The 16,942-nt window shown below is 40.0% G+C and carries 14 protein-coding genes; 7 read left to right on the top strand and 7 right to left on the bottom strand.

Annotation, left to right across the window (positions count from 1 at the left end):
- The first annotated feature begins 72 nt into the window (after positions 1–72).
- Together ORNRH_RS06200 and ORNRH_RS06195 are read left to right on the top strand one after the other, a co-directional pair.
- Complete coding sequence (locus tag ORNRH_RS06200; protein WP_014791033.1) at positions 73–1,050, top strand: M23 family metallopeptidase; 978 nt, start codon at positions 73–75, stop codon at positions 1,048–1,050.
- Positions 1,051–1,058: 8 nt separating this feature from the next.
- Positions 1,059–1,391, top strand: coding sequence for a MerR family transcriptional regulator (locus tag ORNRH_RS06195; protein ID WP_014791032.1), 333 nt, complete (start codon positions 1,059–1,061; stop codon positions 1,389–1,391).
- A 100-nt stretch (positions 1,392–1,491) separates the two neighbouring features.
- Here the strand turns inward: ORNRH_RS06195 and ORNRH_RS06190 are convergent, their stop codons facing one another.
- The 3 genes from ORNRH_RS06190 to ORNRH_RS06180 form a co-directional block, all read right to left on the bottom strand.
- Positions 1,492–1,875 carry an HU family DNA-binding protein gene (locus ORNRH_RS06190; protein ID WP_014791031.1) on the bottom strand — a complete coding sequence of 128 codons (384 nt, stop codon included), beginning with the start codon at positions 1,873–1,875 and terminating at the stop codon, positions 1,492–1,494.
- Positions 1,876–1,915: 40 nt separating this feature from the next.
- The gene (locus ORNRH_RS12505) at positions 1,916–2,917 is read right to left on the bottom strand and encodes a hypothetical protein (RefSeq protein ID WP_014791030.1); all 1,002 of its coding nucleotides are present in this window, start codon (positions 2,915–2,917) and stop codon (positions 1,916–1,918) included.
- Between the two features lie 416 nt (positions 2,918–3,333).
- On the bottom strand, positions 3,334–4,392 hold the full coding sequence (locus ORNRH_RS06180; protein WP_169313185.1) for a DUF3810 domain-containing protein: 1,059 nt from the start codon (positions 4,390–4,392) through the stop codon (positions 3,334–3,336).
- 64 nt (positions 4,393–4,456) lie between these two features.
- Here ORNRH_RS06180 and panB point away from each other — a divergent pair, with 64 nt between their 5' ends.
- On the top strand, positions 4,457–5,269 hold the full coding sequence (gene panB, locus ORNRH_RS06175; protein WP_014791028.1) for a 3-methyl-2-oxobutanoate hydroxymethyltransferase: 813 nt from the start codon (positions 4,457–4,459) through the stop codon (positions 5,267–5,269).
- 8 nt (positions 5,270–5,277) lie between these two features.
- The gene (locus ORNRH_RS06170; RefSeq protein ID WP_014791027.1) at positions 5,278–5,967 is read left to right on the top strand and encodes an RluA family pseudouridine synthase; all 690 of its coding nucleotides are present in this window, start codon (positions 5,278–5,280) and stop codon (positions 5,965–5,967) included.
- Here the strand turns inward: ORNRH_RS06170 and ORNRH_RS06165 are convergent.
- From ORNRH_RS06165 to ORNRH_RS06155, 3 genes are all read right to left on the bottom strand, one after another.
- Positions 5,964–6,827, bottom strand: coding sequence for a DMT family transporter (locus ORNRH_RS06165; RefSeq protein WP_014791026.1), 864 nt, complete (start codon positions 6,825–6,827; stop codon positions 5,964–5,966). The two genes, ORNRH_RS06170 and ORNRH_RS06165, sit on opposite strands and share 4 nt — an antisense overlap.
- A 559-nt stretch (positions 6,828–7,386) precedes the next feature.
- Complete coding sequence (locus ORNRH_RS06160) at positions 7,387–9,354, bottom strand: RagB/SusD family nutrient uptake outer membrane protein (RefSeq protein WP_014791025.1); 1,968 nt, start codon at positions 9,352–9,354, stop codon at positions 7,387–7,389.
- Between the two features lie 14 nt (positions 9,355–9,368).
- Positions 9,369–12,542 (bottom strand): SusC/RagA family TonB-linked outer membrane protein, encoded by a 3,174-nt coding sequence (locus ORNRH_RS06155; protein WP_244878768.1) that lies wholly within the window; start codon positions 12,540–12,542, stop codon positions 9,369–9,371.
- A gap of 383 nt (positions 12,543–12,925) precedes the next feature.
- On the opposite strand from ORNRH_RS06155, the gene ORNRH_RS06150 reads away from it, so the two are divergent.
- Positions 12,926–13,438, top strand: coding sequence for a DUF2480 family protein (locus tag ORNRH_RS06150; protein ID WP_014791023.1), 513 nt, complete (start codon positions 12,926–12,928; stop codon positions 13,436–13,438).
- Positions 13,439–13,507: 69 nt separating this feature from the next.
- Here ORNRH_RS06150 and pckA read toward each other — a convergent pair whose 3' ends face one another.
- A complete protein-coding gene (pckA, locus tag ORNRH_RS06145) occupies positions 13,508–15,118 on the bottom strand; it encodes a phosphoenolpyruvate carboxykinase (ATP) (protein ID WP_014791022.1) in 1,611 nt (536 codons plus the stop codon).
- Positions 15,119–15,434: 316 nt separating this feature from the next.
- On the opposite strand from pckA, the gene ORNRH_RS06140 reads away from it, so the two are divergent.
- Both ORNRH_RS06140 and fabF read left to right on the top strand, forming a co-directional pair.
- Positions 15,435–15,668, top strand: a complete 234-nt coding sequence (locus ORNRH_RS06140) for an acyl carrier protein (RefSeq protein WP_014791021.1) — start codon at positions 15,435–15,437, stop codon at positions 15,666–15,668.
- A gap of 22 nt (positions 15,669–15,690) precedes the next feature.
- On the top strand, positions 15,691–16,941 hold the full coding sequence (gene fabF, locus ORNRH_RS06135; RefSeq protein ID WP_014791020.1) for a beta-ketoacyl-ACP synthase II: 1,251 nt from the start codon (positions 15,691–15,693) through the stop codon (positions 16,939–16,941).
- The last annotated feature ends 1 nt before the right edge of the window (position 16,942 follow it).

The following is a 16,942-nucleotide window of genomic DNA, read 5'->3' as shown; positions in this document are numbered from 1 at the left end:
GATTAAAAATCTTTCCTTTGTTAAATGTGCGGTTGCAAAGATAGCAATTCACTACAATAAATTGATATTACCATGAGTAAAAAACATTTTTATTACGATTCTGAAAAGGGAGAATACATCCCAGTAGAATCTAAAAAATCAAGCAAAACAAAATTAATATTTTCTGTTATATTTCTTACTTTATTTTTCTCTGGTATTGGAATTTTCTTGGGCTACCATTATTTGATTCAACCCAAAAATGCAAATCAGGCTAAATTGGCAAACGAGCTCGAAAAAATGGAGCTACAATACAAAGTTTTAAATAAAAAATTTAAACAAACTCAAAAAGTACTCGAAGATCTTGAAAACCGTGACGAATATGTGTATCGTTCGTTTTTTGAACTTGCTCCGATTGATAAAGACATTAGAAGAGCAGGTTTTGGAGGTGTAGATCGCTACGCTGATTTCTCTTCGCTCACTTATGGAGAATTGGTCAAAGAAACTAGCAAAAACTTAGACATCATTAATAAAAGATTGGTCGTTCAATCAAAATCCCTTGACGAAATTGTGAAATCTGCAAAAAAGAAAGATGAAATGTTTCGTCATTTACCAGCCATTCAACCCATTGCAAACAAAGATTTAAAACACATCGCATCTGGCTACGGCATGCGCCTTCACCCTATTTTGAAAATCGGAAAAATGCACTGGGGAGTAGATTTTGCAGCAAGCCCTGGAACTCCGATTTATGCCACAGGCGATGGCACGGTGAAACAAGCTGGCGTGTCGGGAGGCTATGGGAATGTGGTTGTTATAGACCACGGCTATGGTTATGAAACTGTTTATGGACACATGAGCCGCATCAAAGCTCAAGCAGGGCAAAAGGTGAAAAGAGGGGATGTCGTGGGTTTTGTGGGTAGCACAGGACTTTCTTCGGGGCCGCACTTGCACTACGAAGTGCATAAAAATGGGGAACGCGTAGACCCTATTCACTTCTTTAATCAAGAGGTGAGTCCAGATGAATTTAACGAGCTCTATAAAGCTTCCAGACAAATGAATATCTCTCTAGATTAAGCCAAAGAATGAATATTGAACTTCCCGAGAAATTGTATTACAAAATCAGCGAAGTTGCTGAAGCCTTCGGTGTGAATGCTTCGCTATTAAGGTTTTGGGAAAAAGAATTTGATATTTTAAAACCGAAAAAAAATCGGAAGGGCAATCGCTACTTCACACCAGAGGATATTCAAAATTTAAAAGTCATTTATCATTTAGTCAAAGAAAAAGGCTACACGCTCGAGGGGGCTAAAATCGCCTTAGAGAACAAGGAAAAAGTTGAGGAAGAAACCTCTATTATCTTTAGACTTGAAAAAATAAAAGCAGAGCTTTTGGCATTAAAAAATTACTTGGATGATTAATTTTCATATTAAAAAAAATCCTATGCCTATAAGTTTGTAATTTTATAAGCATAGGATTTATTTTTATAGCTATAAAAATTTATTTTATAGCTATAAGTTTTTAGAGCTTCTCGTAGGTGAGGCTAGCGAGTGTCTTTTTAATGTTTTTGCCTGGGGTAAAAATCACTTTGGGGTTCTTGATGCTTGTGGCGTTTACCTCCTCGGCTTTGGACTTGCCCTCGCTACTAAAACTTGTGCGCAGGCTCCCCAGCTCGCCCAAACGGACGATTTGCCCTTCGGCTAAAGCGCCATCCATCACATCTACTAAGGCATACAGCACCGCGCGAATGTCTGCACCGCTCACCGTGCTAATCTTCTCAATGGCTTTGGTAAGCCCCTCGAGGCTTAGCTCTCCGCTCATATTGGGTGAGGCGTAGTATTTCTTAGTACCACCGCCCTTTACACCTGGCTCTCCTCTCTCGATTACTTTGTATTTGATACTCATTTTTCTGTATTTTTTACGGCTATATTAATTTCCTATCGTATTAATTTACATTCAATTGCTCCCACCCCCTTGAGGTACAACCATAGAAATTATTATCCTTTTGATTATAAGTGATAGTACCTACATTTTTACAAGATTTGTGATATCCTATTAAATCGCTACTTTCTCCACGCACACGTACATTGCCATCTACATCTAATTTTTCTGTGGGAGTTACGGTTCCTATACCAACTCTATGATCCTCTTTGATATAAATATCATTAATTTCTCCTGATACGCCGATATAAAAATCAGATAACTTTGAAGTCCCATCTCCTTGATAGCGCATACCTAAAGTGGATAATCTCGTCATAAAATTATTAACTAAACCTCGAGTATAAATATTAAATAAGTAATCACCTTTACTTATATCATTAGGAGAATTTTTCGGACCATTAAATCGCGAAATGAAGAATGTTAAAGGATCATTTGGTTCAGCATTATAATAATCAAATACTATGTCATTGCCATAATTAATTGATTCAGTGGATAGATGAAAAAAAGTATTAGGTTTAGTCCCAATTCCAAAATAGCCATTATCTCTTACAAAAATATTTTTATCATCCGCTCTTTCAGTAGTTCCATCTGATAAGGTTTTAAGTTTAGCTACTTTTGCTGATGCATCATTTTCCCATAAACTTTCAGATTCAGACATTCTTTTCCACTTTCCACCGTTATCTTTAGCATCGTAATAGTAGTAGCCCGCTTGGTCTATCAGCTCATACTTGCCTGTTTTGTTTTTAGTGTCTGCAAATGGTTGTGTTACATAAAGGAGTAGTGAGTTTTGGTCTAAGCCTACCTTGTTGGCATCGGTCATTGTTTTCACTTCGTCTGCCGTAAGGCGTGGTATGAGTAGTCCTTTGGCGTCATCTACGCCCTCTTTACTAATGTCTAAAGTAGCTTTAGGCTTTGTGGTATTTATCCCCACTCTTCCTTGGTCTTGCTGAGCATAAAGACTTGCACCCATTGCTAAAACCGATAAAAGTAAAATACTTTTTTTCATAAAATTTAATTTTAAAAAATTGATACTTGTTAATTGATATTGATTAATATTTAGACATAAAAAAGCCCCTCTCGAGCTATTTCGAGAGAGGTTTTTATGATTTTTAATACTAAAGTTTGAGCAAGATTTTACCGCTTTCCCTAAAAAAGAAAAAGCTCGCAAACTTGCATATTTAAAAGATTTTATAAATATTACGCGCGCACTAAGAGCGGTCGCGCTTGTGTGTGTGTGTGTGTGTGTGTGTGTGTGTGTGTGTGTTTACACCATTTTCTGAGACCACCAAACTTTTCGGTAAGTTTTTGCCTAAAAAGTTTTGGTTTGCAGTAAGTGCTATATTCTCAGCTCGTTTCATCGCTGGCAAAGATAGGAAATGTTTTTGTATTGGGCAAGAAAGATTTATAAATCTCTCTGTGAGACTAATGTTTCAGTCGGTAATATTCTACCAAAAGAGAAACAAATTTGCCATAGCTTGCCAAGCCCTCTTCTTGATTATTGGCTTTAAGATATTGATGATTCATAGCACTAAACACTTTATCTGCCACACTGTTGTATTTATTAAAATAATCTAATTCAGCTTGATAATCAGCTTGCATTCCAGGAGAATAGGCTCGTATTTTCTCTTTTACAAACATAGAGTCTTTTGGGTAAATCGCTCGCAAAACATATCTCAAAGCCTTGTAATTTGCTGCATAGCGCAAAGCAGGACTAGGACTCTGCACACAGGCCAAATACCCCACAAAATTAGCCTCACTCTCAAAAGCATAGCCCATCTGGTGCGCCTGCTCGTGTGCCATAGTAAAGGGCTGGCTCACAGAAGGCAAACCCTGCGTAATCTGCGCCTCTGCCGTGAATGGATTATAATACCCACTCACGCCCATATAGCGCATTGCAAAACTATAAATACTATTTTTTTTACGCTGCTTTGGGAATTTTCTAAAAGGCAGGTTCAATCCCTGCACAGGCTGAATGGAATCTTGAATTAAATAATTAAAGGCTTGCGGAGCAAAAAGCATTTCGCCCGAGGGAGCGCGTTGCACCCATTGCCCTTGAGCTTTAGCCTTGGCAAATAGATCGTCGGCAATATTTTTAAGTTCTTGAGTATTGGCAGGTTTAAAATCATCAAAAATCGGTTTTTTGTAATAATTAAAAGCCCACAAAAAATGAAAACTCGCATACATAATCCCAATTAGCCAGAAAATTTTATTAAAAAAATGTGCCCGATTTCCATTTTTTTGCACCAAAGATTTAATTAGAAAATAAATAAACTGAATTAAAAACAACGCCACAAATAGGTACATAAAATCTCCTACCGAGAAAGCTACCCAGCCAAAGACTTTGGTATAAATCGGATAAAAAAATCGATACCATTGCGTAAAAAGTTCTTGAGTAAAAAAGTCGAAACGCTTTAGCCCAAAAACAATTAAATAAATGATGATAAAAAACCACAAGCCTTTTAGCTTTTTCAGTTGTTCCATTTTTTGAATCATAGCAATTATGCTTGCAAATTTCTTACCTTTGTGCCTTTAAACCAAAAAAAGAATGTCAGTAAATAAGGAAATAAAAAAAATCACGACCGAAACTTTAAGAAATTTAAAAGGAAAAGGTAAAATCGCCATGCTCACTGCCTACGATTACACCATGGCGCAATTGGCAGATGCAGGTGGGCTAGATGCGATTTTGGTCGGTGATTCTGCTGCGAATGTAATGGCGGGACACGAAACCACTTTGCCCATTACGCTTGAGCAAATGATTTACCATGCGCAATGTGTGGTGCGTGGTGCATCGCGTGCACTTGTGGTGGTGGATATGCCGTTTGGCACCTACCAATCAAACCCGAATAAAGCACTAGATTCTGCGGTGAAAATCATGAAAGAAACCAATGCTCAAGCAGTGAAATTGGAAGGCGGCGAAGAGATTGCTGAATCTGTGCAAAAAATCATCAATGCAGGAATCCCTGTGATGGCGCATCTTGGGCTTACTCCGCAAAGCATCAATCAATTGGGGAGCTATGCTCTAAGGGCTAAGAAAAATGCCGAGGCTGAAAAATTGAAAAAAGATGCTCTTTTATTACAAGATTTAGGTGCATTTGCTTTGGTTTTAGAAAAAATCCCTGCACAACTGGCGCAAGAAGTGACAGAAAGTTTGCACATTCCTACAATTGGAATCGGGGCGGGTGTACATTGCGACGGTCAGGTTTTGGTATTGCAAGATATGCTGGGCATGAACGAAGGTTTTAAACCTAAATTCTTACGCCAATATGCTAATTTGGGCGAACAAATCACGGGAGCGATTTCGCAATATGTGCAAGATGTGAAAAGCGAAAATTTCCCAAACGAATCTGAAAGTTATTAATTCACACTATGCGAGCTCCTGAGTTAGAGTTTTTATACGAAGACAATCATTTAATCATCGTCAATAAAAAATGTGGCGAATTGGTGCAAGGCGACAAAACGGGAGATAAAAGTCTGCTCGATGACATCAAGGATTTTATTAAAATCAGAGATAAAAAACCTGGAAATGTGTATTTGGGCTTAATCCATCGCTTAGACCGCGTAACCAGCGGAGCAATTGTTTACGCTAAAACGAGCAAGGCACTTAGCCGAATGAACGAGAAGTTTAAATCCCGAAAAGTGGACAAAACTTACTGGGCACTTTGTACGCCTTTGGCTCCTAACCAACCGACGGAAGGCACCTTGACGCATTATCTCAGAAAAAATAGCAAAAACAATACAGTTACAGTTTTTCCTCGCCCAACAGATGGAGCTAAAAAAGCTGTTTTGCATTATAAATTAATTAAAAAACTAGATCGCTATTGGCTATTTGAAATCGAACTGGAAACAGGGCGTTCACACCAAATTCGTGCGCAAATGGCAAAAATCGGCGCAATCATCAAGGGAGATTTAAAATATGGTGCCGATCGCTCCAACAAAGATGGCGGAATCCACTTGCATGCTCGCTATTTAAGTTTTGAACATCCCGTGACCAAAGAGCCCGTTTCGGTAACGGCTCCCCTGCCCGATGACAATTTATGGAATGCCTGCGAAGATTAAACTTTTTTGGGCTTAGGATCAATAAAAGTAATCGCAATCCCAACAATGATAATAAGCCCCCCGATAAGCATTTCGGTTGTGGGCTTTTCATTTAATACAACATAAGCCATCAATGCGGCAAAAACCGTTTGGCTCAATAAACTTAATGAAACTCTAGTGGCTCGCATTTTTTTGGTGGCGTAGCTGATGAGTGCCCATGCGACCAACTGACAAAAAAATCCTCCCAAGAATAGTAAAACCCAATCTTTTGGGCTAAAGCCCGTGAAGCTTGTACCTCGCAACAAATTCAATACGCCCAAAGTAATCGTTGCCGAGATACTATTGAGTGCCATATAAGGCATCACCTCCGCTTTTTCGAGCACCATTTTAGAGATAACGATGTACACCGAATAAGCAAGCGCAGAAAGCAACCCCAATACGAAATAAATATCTACCGAAAGGTTTATAAAAACATCCCACCCGATAAAAACAACCATGCCCACAAGGGCGATAAATGCACCTATCCAGAAATTTCTTTTAGGCTTATTAGGCAGGAATAAAAAAGCTAAAACGCCCACAAAAATGGGGGCTAAATTGGTGAGCAAAGTGGCTTGCGTAACATTGGAGCCTGCAATGGCTAAGTTCCAAAAAAATATGTCTGAGCCAAAAAGCACCCCACACACCAGCGTGCCTATAAGGTATTTACCTTGTGGAATTTTCTCCCTTGGGCTAAAAAACAAAACAGGCAAAAGGCACACAGCAGGCACCAGCACCCGATAAAATGCCGAAATGCTTGCCAAGCCCTCCATATATTTCACCAGTACAGGGTAGGCAGAAATCAATAATATGCCTAAGAGCAAGGCGATACGATGTTTATACACGGCTTTGACTTTTTAATAAATTAAGGCAAAATTACGCGCAATTTTCAGTATAAAAAAGCCTCTGAATGAATATTTCCCTACAAAACAACACCCGCTCACCTTAAGGCATTCGCGCGCACCGCTCACACAAGCGAAGGGCTTTCGCATTAGGCTAGGGAAGCTTTCCTATTAAACGAATGAAAATAAATCGTACTTGGGGATTAAGTTTAAATACTTAGGCGATTGCTTTTCTATATATAATAAGGTATAAATAAAAACGCCTTACCGAGCAACAGTGCATTGCCTTACCGAGCAACAGTGCGTTGCCTTACCGAGCAACGGTGTATTGCCTTATGCTAACGAGGTGTCCGTTACGGGTCTAACGAGGTATCCGTTACGAGGCTAACGAGGTGCCTGTCTCGTACTACACGCGGGACAACACTCGTACTACACGCGGAGGAACACTCGCACTGCACGCGGAGGAACACTCGCACTGCACGCGGGAGAACACTTGTGTAATAAAAATAAAAACCGCCGTGCGCAAAGCGCACGGCGGTGAAAGTATCTGAACAATCTTAGATTAATTAATTTCGGCAACGCCTCCTGCTAGGGTTGGCCACCCTGGGTTTTGGTAAATCACAGAGTTGTTCGGGTTGCCATCTGGGGCAGCTAGCTGCAATTCCTCAAAGGCTATTGGCTCATAGTAGTGAGCTTTTACCCAAGTGTAGCCCTCATAGAATCGGTTGTCTGATTTGATTCTGTAAATGTAGAAGTATGGGCCGATATCTGGGCTAGACATATTGGGGGATTTGGCAGGCTCGTATCTGAGGTCTGAGAAGTTTTTAAGCTCATTGCTGTTTAGCACACCAGGCTGTAACCACTCCCAGATTTTAATGCCTCGCACTTGGTAGTTTTTCACTTGGTCTAGTGCGCGCCATCTTTTCAGGTCGTCCATACGCAAGCCTTCTGCTACAAGCTCGCAGCGTCTCTCGCGGCGAATGTTGTAGAGGGTAACCTCTACTTTTTGCCCTGCGGAGTACACGGCAAAGTCATCTTCTAGGTCTAAGTCCGTGTTTTTATCTGTTACCTTATAATCTGTAAGCACGCCAGCTCTTTCTCTAAGGGCTGCCCAGTAAGTAGCAGATTCGTTGCTTACATTGCCTTCTAGCTCATACTGTGCCTCGATATAGTTTAAGTACGCCTCGGAGGCTCTGAATAGCAAGCAGCCATTTACACTCTTTTGTGCTGAATTCTGCTGTGGGTAGGGGTCTAAGCCGAGGCCTTTTCTAATCTCGTAGCCAGTGGCAGAGAGGTTTCCTCCTTCTGAGAATTTAGGTAGGTAGAAGGTGTTTTTATTGGTATTGAATTGGTCGCTTCTTTTCTTTACAAACATAGCAATGCGCTCGTCTCGTTTAGTGGCGAGGTTGGTCGAGAGCTTTTTAGGGTCGTTGTAGGAGGCGAGGATAGTTGCGTCTTTATAGACGGGCTTTCCGTTTTTACCTAAGTAGGCATCCATCATGCCTTGTGTAAAGCCTGATTGGCTTCCTAGTTTTAGGTATACTTGTGTGGCGTGTGCTACGGCGAGGTCTACATTATAGCTTCTCCATAGCAATACCTCATCATACTTGCCCATATCGGTGTCGGCAAACATCATATAGTAGGGGTTGGTTCCTACTTCTAAGCTTTTAACCTTGTGGTTGCTTGGGGTGAGGCTTACATTTTTGATTACCTTCTCGGCGGCATCTTTGGCTTGGGTTAGGAAGAATTCTATTTCCTTGTCATAGCCATCGGGGTAGTTTACATCTTGCGGGTTTCCTGGCCAGCCTTGCCCCCCTGGTACAAAGGCGGTGCCTCTGTGGTATTTGAGCCAAGTGCCTTCGTATAGGGCTACTCTGGATTTGAATAGCTTTGCTACTTCTTGGCTTATTCTGTTTTTATTGGCTACGGGGTTGGGGCTTAGGTATTTTATGGCCTCGTCTAAGTCTTCTAAGATGAAGCGGGCTACTAGGTTTCTAGGGCTTCTTTTAGAGCGCTTAATGAGCTCCGCTCTATCCTCTGGTAGCGGCTCCTTGATGATTGGGAAGTCGCCTAGCTTGGTGAGCTTGCCATAGTATTCGTAAGCTCTTAGGAAGTAGGCTTCGCCAATGGCTTGGTTAATCTCTGCTTTGCTTCCTTCGATTTCTCCGGCTTTGTATTTAGGGAGTACTTTGCCAAGGAAATAGTTTACCTTGCGGATATTGTTTAGTTTCCACACGGAGGCTTTGTTTGGCACTTTCTTCCAACCTGGAAGCCATATATCATCTGAGGAGTTTCTTTTTGCTTGGTTATCGGTATTGTTGTCCAGCAAAGTATTCCCCATAGAGTAATCTTTATTGGTGTAAAAGAAGGATTTGTATAAATCTAAGGTGTAAGCGGATAGCTGCCCTGCGTTGTTAAAATAGGCATCTGGGCTTACTTGTGATAGGGGTTCCCTGTCTAGGAAATCGTTACAAGCACTTAGCGAATAGAGGGCTAATAGTGCGATTATTATTTTATTTATCTTCTTCATTATTTTAAACTTTTTTAGAAATTGATGCTAATTCCTGTGGATACTACTTTGGAGAGTGGGTACATTTTCCCTTGCCCGCTAGCGCCGCCGATTACCTCGGGGTCAAATAGCGAAGAGAGCTTTGTCCAAGTGAATAGGTTTTCTCCTGAGATATAGAATCGCACTCTGTTCATATAGATGCTCTGTACTAATTTCTTTGGCAAGGTGTAGCCTAGCTGAATGTTTTTCACTCTTACATAGGCGCCATTTTGCAAATATCTAGTTTGTGGCATTGGGAAGTTTTTGTAAGAATCTCCCAATGATGGGGCTGGGTAGTAGGCATCTACATTAGGCCCAAGCGGACTGGTGGTGCCCTCTGGGCGGAAGTAATCTAAATGCTCCTTAAAGCCTGTGGCTGGCCATAGATTTGTTTTACCGCCATCATACGGGGTATTGGCACCTGTAAAGAGCGTGTTTGGCGTTAAGAAGCCCTTGCTATCTAGGTCTAAATCTCTCTTAGCCGTACCTTGGAGGAATATTCTAAGGTCTAAGCCCTTGTATTGCGCAAATAGGTCTAAACCAAAGTTGTATCGTGGGGTTCTGTTCCCGATGATTTTCAAATCGCCGTGGTCTTCCAAAGTTGAGCTTCCTACACCGATTTTGCCATCTTTGTTTAAATCCTCGAACATAATGTCGCCAGCTCTCCAGTTTCCATTGTAGAACTCGGGGCGGTGTTTGCTCACCCAATCATTAATTTCAGCGTCGGTCTTAGCCATTCCGTGGGTTACAAATCCCCAGATTTCGCCTAATTCTCTTCCTGAGTAATAGGTGTTTAGGGAGCCTGTTTCGTTGGGGTAGTTTATCACTGTTTGGCGGCTATCAGTCAATGTAGCGTTGATTGAGTAGTTAAAATCTTTGCCTACTTTATCATTCCAGCCTAGGGCTAATTCAAATCCTCGAGACCTCATATCTGTATTGTTGGTATTTGGCACTTTTGCACCGAATACGCCTGGTAGCGCTCTTGCGGGCCCTACCATATCTTTGGTGTTTCTTTCAAAGAAATCGAGGGTTAAGTTAAATCTATTTTTAAAGGCATTAAGGTCTAGCCCTATGTTTTTAGTCTCTACTCTCTCCCAAGTTAAAAACTCACTGATTAATTGAGGCATTGAGGCCGTATTGGTGAGCTTATTATCAATTAGCCAAGTACCTACATTGGGCTTAAATGGCATCGTTTGGTAGAATGGGTAGAAATTTGTTGTAGACTGGTTTCCTAGCTCTCCATATGAGGCTCTGAGCTTAAAGTCGCTGATTTTAGAGAAGATATCGCCTAGATTTTGCCAAAATCCTTCTCTGGCAACATTCCAGCCCAAGGATACAGATGGGTACCAGTTCCATCTTTGGTCTTGCAGGAATCTACTTGTACCATCATAGCGGAGGTTTAGTTCCACCAAGTAGCGCGCATCATAATCATAGTTCAAGCGGCCAAAGAAGCCCACCGTAGCCCAATCGTTGTAGCGGCCATCTACATACATTTGGTCGCCATCAGTAGTGGCTAGCGCGATGACATCTCTGTTCACGATTCCGTTTCTTTTAGCTCTAATGTCTCTATTTTTAAACTCCTCTGCTTGGAAACCGGCGGTCAATTTAGCGGTGTGGTTTCCAAAGTATTTGGTATAATCTGAATAGATGTTTGGCGAAAAGTAATTGGATTTATAGCCAAATTCCTCTAAGAATGAAACTCCTGGGGCAATCTTCCCATAAGGGGAAATACTAAATTTAGGTGCAGCAAATGAGGCACGCCCCTTGTCGTCATATTGATAGAGTGGCATATAGTATCTATTCTCAAAGTGAGTATCTGTTCTGTAAGAGAAGTTTGCATAAATGTTCCAATCTTTGAGCGGAGTAATGGTGAGGTTCACTTGCTGGTTCAAGAGGTCTCTCTCTCCTTTGTACCTTCCCATTTCAAGCTCTCCGATTCCGTTGCCATAGATATAATTCCCGTTGGTGTCTTTGACTGGGAACATTGGCCATTTTCTAACGATGTCCTCGTAGAAGCTAGCAGCAGCACCTGCTAAGTAAGAGGATTTTCCGTTTAGCTCTCTGGTAAATCTGCTTTGATATTGCAGTTTCAGCCAAGATTTTAAATTAGCCGTAAATTTTGCGTTAAGGGTAATTCTATCATAAGTATCTGTATTATATCTCACAAGCCCTTCTTGCCCTAAATACCCCGCAGAGAGATAGTAGGTAGCCTTCTCATTCCCACCGTTGATGGATAAGTTATGCTCTTGCGATGGCGCCCAAGCTCTGTACATTTGCTGATACCAATCTACATTGTCCCAAGCTTTGATTGTTTCCCAGACTCCCAAGCTTGGGTCAAATGCTGTGGCATAATCAATCTCCCCGTTTTTATACTTAATCGCATTTTCTATTTGAGACTTAGTAAATCTATCGCCCGAAGCGGCAGAGTTATTTCTATAAGCTTCATTTAAGTAATGCATAAATGTCTCAGAATCCAAAAACTTAGGGACAAGTGTGGGCGAGCTGTATCTTAAACTATTGTTGTAAGAAATGGAAACTTTCCCCTCCTTCCCTGATTTTGTGGTAACTAAAACAACACCAAAAGCCGCACGCGACCCATATAATGAGGACGAAGCTGCATCTTTTAGCACCGAAATGCTTTCAATATCTTGTGGGTTGAGCGATGAGAAATCCCCCTCTACCCCATCAATCAACACGAGCGGACTGGCGGAAGAGCCAATGCCTAATGTCCCCTCCCCCCTTACATTGAAGGACGGCGAGGCGCCTAGCTCCGTGCCTCTGTTTCCTATATTAAAGTTCATACCCGCTACTTTTCCTTGCAACGCCTGAACTGCGTTTGAGATAGGGCGGCTCTCAAAATTCTTAGAATCAATCACGGAGACTGCCCCCGTTAAATTCTCCTTCTTTTGTTTACCAAAAGCCACTACCACATCTAGCCCCACTTCCTTCTCGCTTAATTTAATCACTCCCATTTGTAGCGACTTCACAGGGAATGTTTTTTGCCCAAAGGTAATAGGATTGGTAATATCTAAGACATCTCCCACCTTACCGGGAATGCTGAACGCCCCGTCAGCATCTGTCTCTACTGAGGTATTAGTCCCCACCACGGTAACAAGCGCACCTTGCAGCGGACCATACTCGTCTTGCACCTTACCGGTGATTTGCGCCATTATTTGGCTCACAAATAGTAGTAACATTGTACTACTCCATAACATTTTTCGCTTCATTCTATTATATATTTTTTTCAATTATTTTAGATAATTGTTAATTTTACACGACCTAAGATGCTAAGCTAAATCTTTTTTTCTGAAAATGAAACTTTTAACGTATATTTTGTACAAAAAAATGAAGAATATCATATTACTAAATCTTTAAAATTCAATCGCGATAGGCTTTCTTTTTTCATAAAAATCAATGCACTCCCCTCTATTTTTAGGGATTTTCTAAACATTTCGAAACGAAAAACTATTTTTTTGATTATAATTTTATGGCATGATTTTTTATAGAACCATCTATCACTTCAAACCTCTTGATTCAAATAAAAAAGACTGAAATGACTCAAATTGTTAATAGAGTTGCGAATAGCTCGCTGATCACAATCGACCTCAATTATATTTTTGAAAAAGAAATTTCTAATCAAATTATAAATTTCGATCTAAAAAATTTCTTGAAAGATGGACTCATCTTAATAGAAAAAGATTTTAGAGAAATGTTGAAAAACACTAACTGGGAAATCTATAAAAATAAATATGTTCACCTCTATTGTAGCGACGAGCCTATCCTCCCTGGCTGGGCATTTTTGTTGGTTCAATGCCACTTGGCTCCCTTTAGCGAATTTTGTGGAGTAGGAAACAAAAACGATTTTAATAACGCAGCCCTACAGCATTACATAAAAAATATGAATTTAGATGATTTTTCGGGTAAGCCTATCATCATCAAAGGTTGTGGAAATATGAAAATCAACGAACAAACTTATCTATCGCTCATTGCAAAATTACAGCCCGTAGCCAAATCTCTCATGTACGGAGAAGCTTGTAGCACAGTTCCTCTTTACAAGAAAAAATAAGAATTATTTAAAAAGAAAAAACCCGCAAAATGCGGGTTTTCTTTTATGATATTAAATTGAGAGCAAGAATTATAATTGTGGTCCTGCTTCAACCAATTTTTTACCTTCTTCGTTATCTGTATATTTCTCGAAGTTTTTGATAAATCTACCAGCAAGATCTTTTGCTTTTTCTTCCCATTCAGAAGCGTTTGCATAAGTATCTCTTGGATCAAGGATTCCTGAATCCACACCTGGCAATGCAGTTGGAACTTCTAAGTTAAAGATTGGAACAACTTTAGTTTCTGCTTTATCGATAGAACCATCTAAAATAGCGTTGATGATTGCACGAGTATCTTTGATAGAGATACGTTTTCCAGTACCGTTCCATCCAGTGTTTACTAAGTAAGCAGTAGCGTTGTTTGCTTCCATTTTCTTAACTAATTCTTCACCGTATTTAGTTGGGTGTAAAGAAAGAAATGCAGCACCGAAACATGCAGAGAAAGTAGGTTGTGGGCTAGTTACACCACGCTCAGTACCTGCAAGTTTAGCAGTAAATCCACTCAAGAAGTGATATTTAGTTTGCTCTGGAGTCAATTTAGAAACTGGAGGCATTACACCGAATGCATCAGCAGTCAAGAAAATAACTTTTTTAGCTGGTCCTGCTTTAGAAACTGGTTTTACGATATTCTCGATGTGGTAGATTGGATAAGAAACACGAGTGTTTTGAGTTACAGATCCATCAGTAAAGTCGATTTTACCATTTTCATCTACAGTTACGTTTTCTAATAAAGCATCGCGTTTGATAGCTCCGTAGATTTCTGGTTCAGCATCTTTATCAAGGTTGATAGTTTTTGCGTAGCATCCACCTTCGAAGTTGAATACACCTTCATCATCCCATCCGTGCTCATCATCACCGATAAGTTTTCTGTTAGGGTCTGTAGATAAAGTTGTTTTACCAGTACCTGAAAGTCCGAAGAAGATTGCAGTATCACCTTTCTCACCCACGTTAGCAGAACAGTGCATTGAAGCGTACCCTCTTAATGGTAAGTAGTAGTTCATCATCGCGAACATACCTTTTTTCATCTCACCTCCGTACCAAGTACCTCCAATTACTTGCATTTTTTCAGTCAAGTTAAATACAGTATAAACTTCAGAGTTCATTCCGTATTTTTCATATTCTTTGTTAGAAGTTTTAGAAGCGTTCATTACTACGAAATCTGGCTCACCAAAGTTTTTCAATTCTTCTTCAGTTGGGCGGATAAACATGTTAGTAACGAAGTGTGCTTGCCATGCTACTTCTGTAATGATTCTTACTTTAAGTCTAGATTCTTCGTTAGCACCACAGAAACCATCTACTACAAATAATCTTTTATCAGAAAGTTGTTTTGTAGTAATATCTTTAAGGTGATTCCAAGCTTCTTGGCTTAGTTTTTTGTTATCGTTTGGAGACTCAGGAGTAGTCCACCAGATAGTATCTCTAGTTACATCATCTTCTACGATGAATTTGTCTTTAGGAGAACGACCTGTGAATTCACCAGTCATCACATTCACTGCTCCTAATTCTGTTACTTGTCCTTTTTCAAAGCCTTCTAGTCCTGGCTTAGTTTCTTCTTCAAAAAGTTGTTCGTACGATGGGTTGTGTACAATTTCTTTTACGTTTTTAATCCCGTAACTTTCTAAAGCTTTTTTTAAGTTTTCCATGATTTAATTAAATTTGATGGTGTAAAATTATAAAGTTATTTTTTATTTCGCCACATAAACAAACCTAAAATAAATCACCTTTTTCTAAATTATAACTTTTAGATAAAGATTAAACTCATTTAAAAACTCCTCCAGTGTACTATAAACACATATAAAACAGCCTACTTAAGCATTACTTATACGAACCTACACATAAAACCAAAGGCTAACAAAAATCAGCTAACGAAATAAAGTTGCACAAAACATTTTTTAATTTTTTGGTGTTTATTCATGAAAGTTTCTTATTTTTGCCCTGTTTAAATAAAAAAGAAAAATTATGTCAGACATTACATCAAGAGTAAAAGCTATTATTGTAGACAAATTAGGTGTTGAAGAAAGCGAAGTTACTCCAGAAGCAAGCTTCACTAACGACTTAGGAGCAGATTCATTAGATACTGTAGAATTAATCATGGAGTTTGAAAAAGAATTTGATATCCAAATTCCAGACGATCAAGCTGAGAAAATTTCTACTGTAGGACAAGCTATTCAATACATAGAAGAAGTAAAATAAGTAATAATTATTAAATCTTTTTATGAAGTTAAAAAGAGTTGTAATTACAGGGTTAGGCGCACTCACTCCCATTGGTAATACTTACAATGAATATTGGAACAACTTACTAAAAGGGGTGAGTGGAGCTGCGCCCATTACTTTATTTGATGCCTCGCAGTTCAAGACCCAGTTCGCTTGTGAGGTTAAAAATTTCGACCCGCTGCAGCATTTCGATAAAAAAGAAGTGCGCAAGATGGATCGTACTGGGCAATTAGGTATCGTAGCTGCAAGAGAAGCTGTCGAAAACAGCGGTATTCTTGAAGCTAGCAACCTAGACAAAACCAAAATTGGTGTAATCTGGGGCTCTGGAATCGGAGGATTACTTACCTTTGAGCAAGAAGTTTCTAACTATGCAACTGGAAACGGCACCCCTAGATTTAACCCATTCTTTATCCCAAAAATGATTGCCGACATCACGCCTGGATTAATTTCCATGGAATTCGGTTTTATGGGACCTAACTATACCACAGTTTCAGCCTGTGCCTCATCTTCAAATGCAATTATTGATGCGTTTAATTTAATCCGTTTAGGCAAAGCAGACGCTATCGTAACAGGAGGCTCAGAAGCAGCAATTACTGCAGCGGGAATTGGTGGTTTCAACGCACTACATGCACTTTCTACACGAAATGATGATCCAGCAACAGCTTCTAGACCTTTTGACAAGGACAGAGATGGCTTTGTAATGGGCGAAGGTGCAGGTGTTATGATTTTAGAAGAATATGATCATGCCGTGGCTCGTGGCGCAACTATCTATGCAGAAGTTGCAGGAGGCGGAATGTCTGCCGACGCTTATCACATGACAGCTCCACACCCAGATGGATTAGGCGTATATCATGTAATGAAAAATACGCTAGAAGATGCCAACATTCAGCCAAACGAGGTAGATCACATCAATATGCATGCGACTTCTACTCCACTAGGAGATATTGCAGAACCTAAAGCTGTAGTGGATTTCTTTGGAGATCATGCCAAAAACATTCAAATCAATGCGACTAAATCTATGCATGGTCACTTGCTAGGTGCTACAGGTGCTGTGGAAGCGATTGCTACCATTGGAGCCGTGTACAACGGAATTGTGCCACCTACCATCAACCTGCATGAGAAAGATGAAAAAGTAGCTGATTTAGATTATACTTTCAACGCTCCAAAAGAAAAAGAAATTCGCTATGCAATGAGCAATACTTTTGGATTCGGCGGACATAATGCATGTGTTTTATTTAAAAAATATTCTTAAA

It is taken from the genome of Ornithobacterium rhinotracheale DSM 15997, from assembly GCF_000265465.1.
GTDB classification, from domain to species: domain Bacteria; phylum Bacteroidota; class Bacteroidia; order Flavobacteriales; family Weeksellaceae; genus Ornithobacterium; species Ornithobacterium rhinotracheale.
Note: the sequence above shows the minus strand (reverse complement) of the source record. Positions and strands in the feature narration are given on the sequence as shown.

Coding starts and splice junctions, on each gene's coding strand:
- ORNRH_RS06200 (WP_014791033.1), top strand. CDS start 73: ATGAGTAAAAAACATTTTTATTACGATTCTGAAAAGGGAGAATACATC.
- ORNRH_RS06195 (WP_014791032.1), top strand. CDS start 1,059: ATGAATATTGAACTTCCCGAGAAATTGTATTACAAAATCAGCGAAGTT.
- ORNRH_RS06190 (WP_014791031.1), bottom strand. CDS start 1,875: ATGAGTATCAAATACAAAGTAATCGAGAGAGGAGAGCCAGGTGTAAAG.
- ORNRH_RS12505 (WP_014791030.1), bottom strand. CDS start 2,917: ATGAAAAAAAGTATTTTACTTTTATCGGTTTTAGCAATGGGTGCAAGT.
- ORNRH_RS06180 (WP_169313185.1), bottom strand. CDS start 4,392: ATGGAACAACTGAAAAAGCTAAAAGGCTTGTGGTTTTTTATCATCATT.
- panB (WP_014791028.1), top strand. CDS start 4,457: ATGTCAGTAAATAAGGAAATAAAAAAAATCACGACCGAAACTTTAAGA.
- ORNRH_RS06170 (WP_014791027.1), top strand. CDS start 5,278: ATGCGAGCTCCTGAGTTAGAGTTTTTATACGAAGACAATCATTTAATC.
- ORNRH_RS06160 (WP_014791025.1), bottom strand. CDS start 9,354: ATGAAGAAGATAAATAAAATAATAATCGCACTATTAGCCCTCTATTCG.
- ORNRH_RS06155 (WP_244878768.1), bottom strand. CDS start 12,542: ATGGCGCAAATCACCGGTAAGGTGCAAGACGAGTATGGTCCGCTGCAA.
- ORNRH_RS06150 (WP_014791023.1), top strand. CDS start 12,926: ATGACTCAAATTGTTAATAGAGTTGCGAATAGCTCGCTGATCACAATC.
- pckA (WP_014791022.1), bottom strand. CDS start 15,118: ATGGAAAACTTAAAAAAAGCTTTAGAAAGTTACGGGATTAAAAACGTA.
- ORNRH_RS06140 (WP_014791021.1), top strand. CDS start 15,435: ATGTCAGACATTACATCAAGAGTAAAAGCTATTATTGTAGACAAATTA.
- fabF (WP_014791020.1), top strand. CDS start 15,691: ATGAAGTTAAAAAGAGTTGTAATTACAGGGTTAGGCGCACTCACTCCC.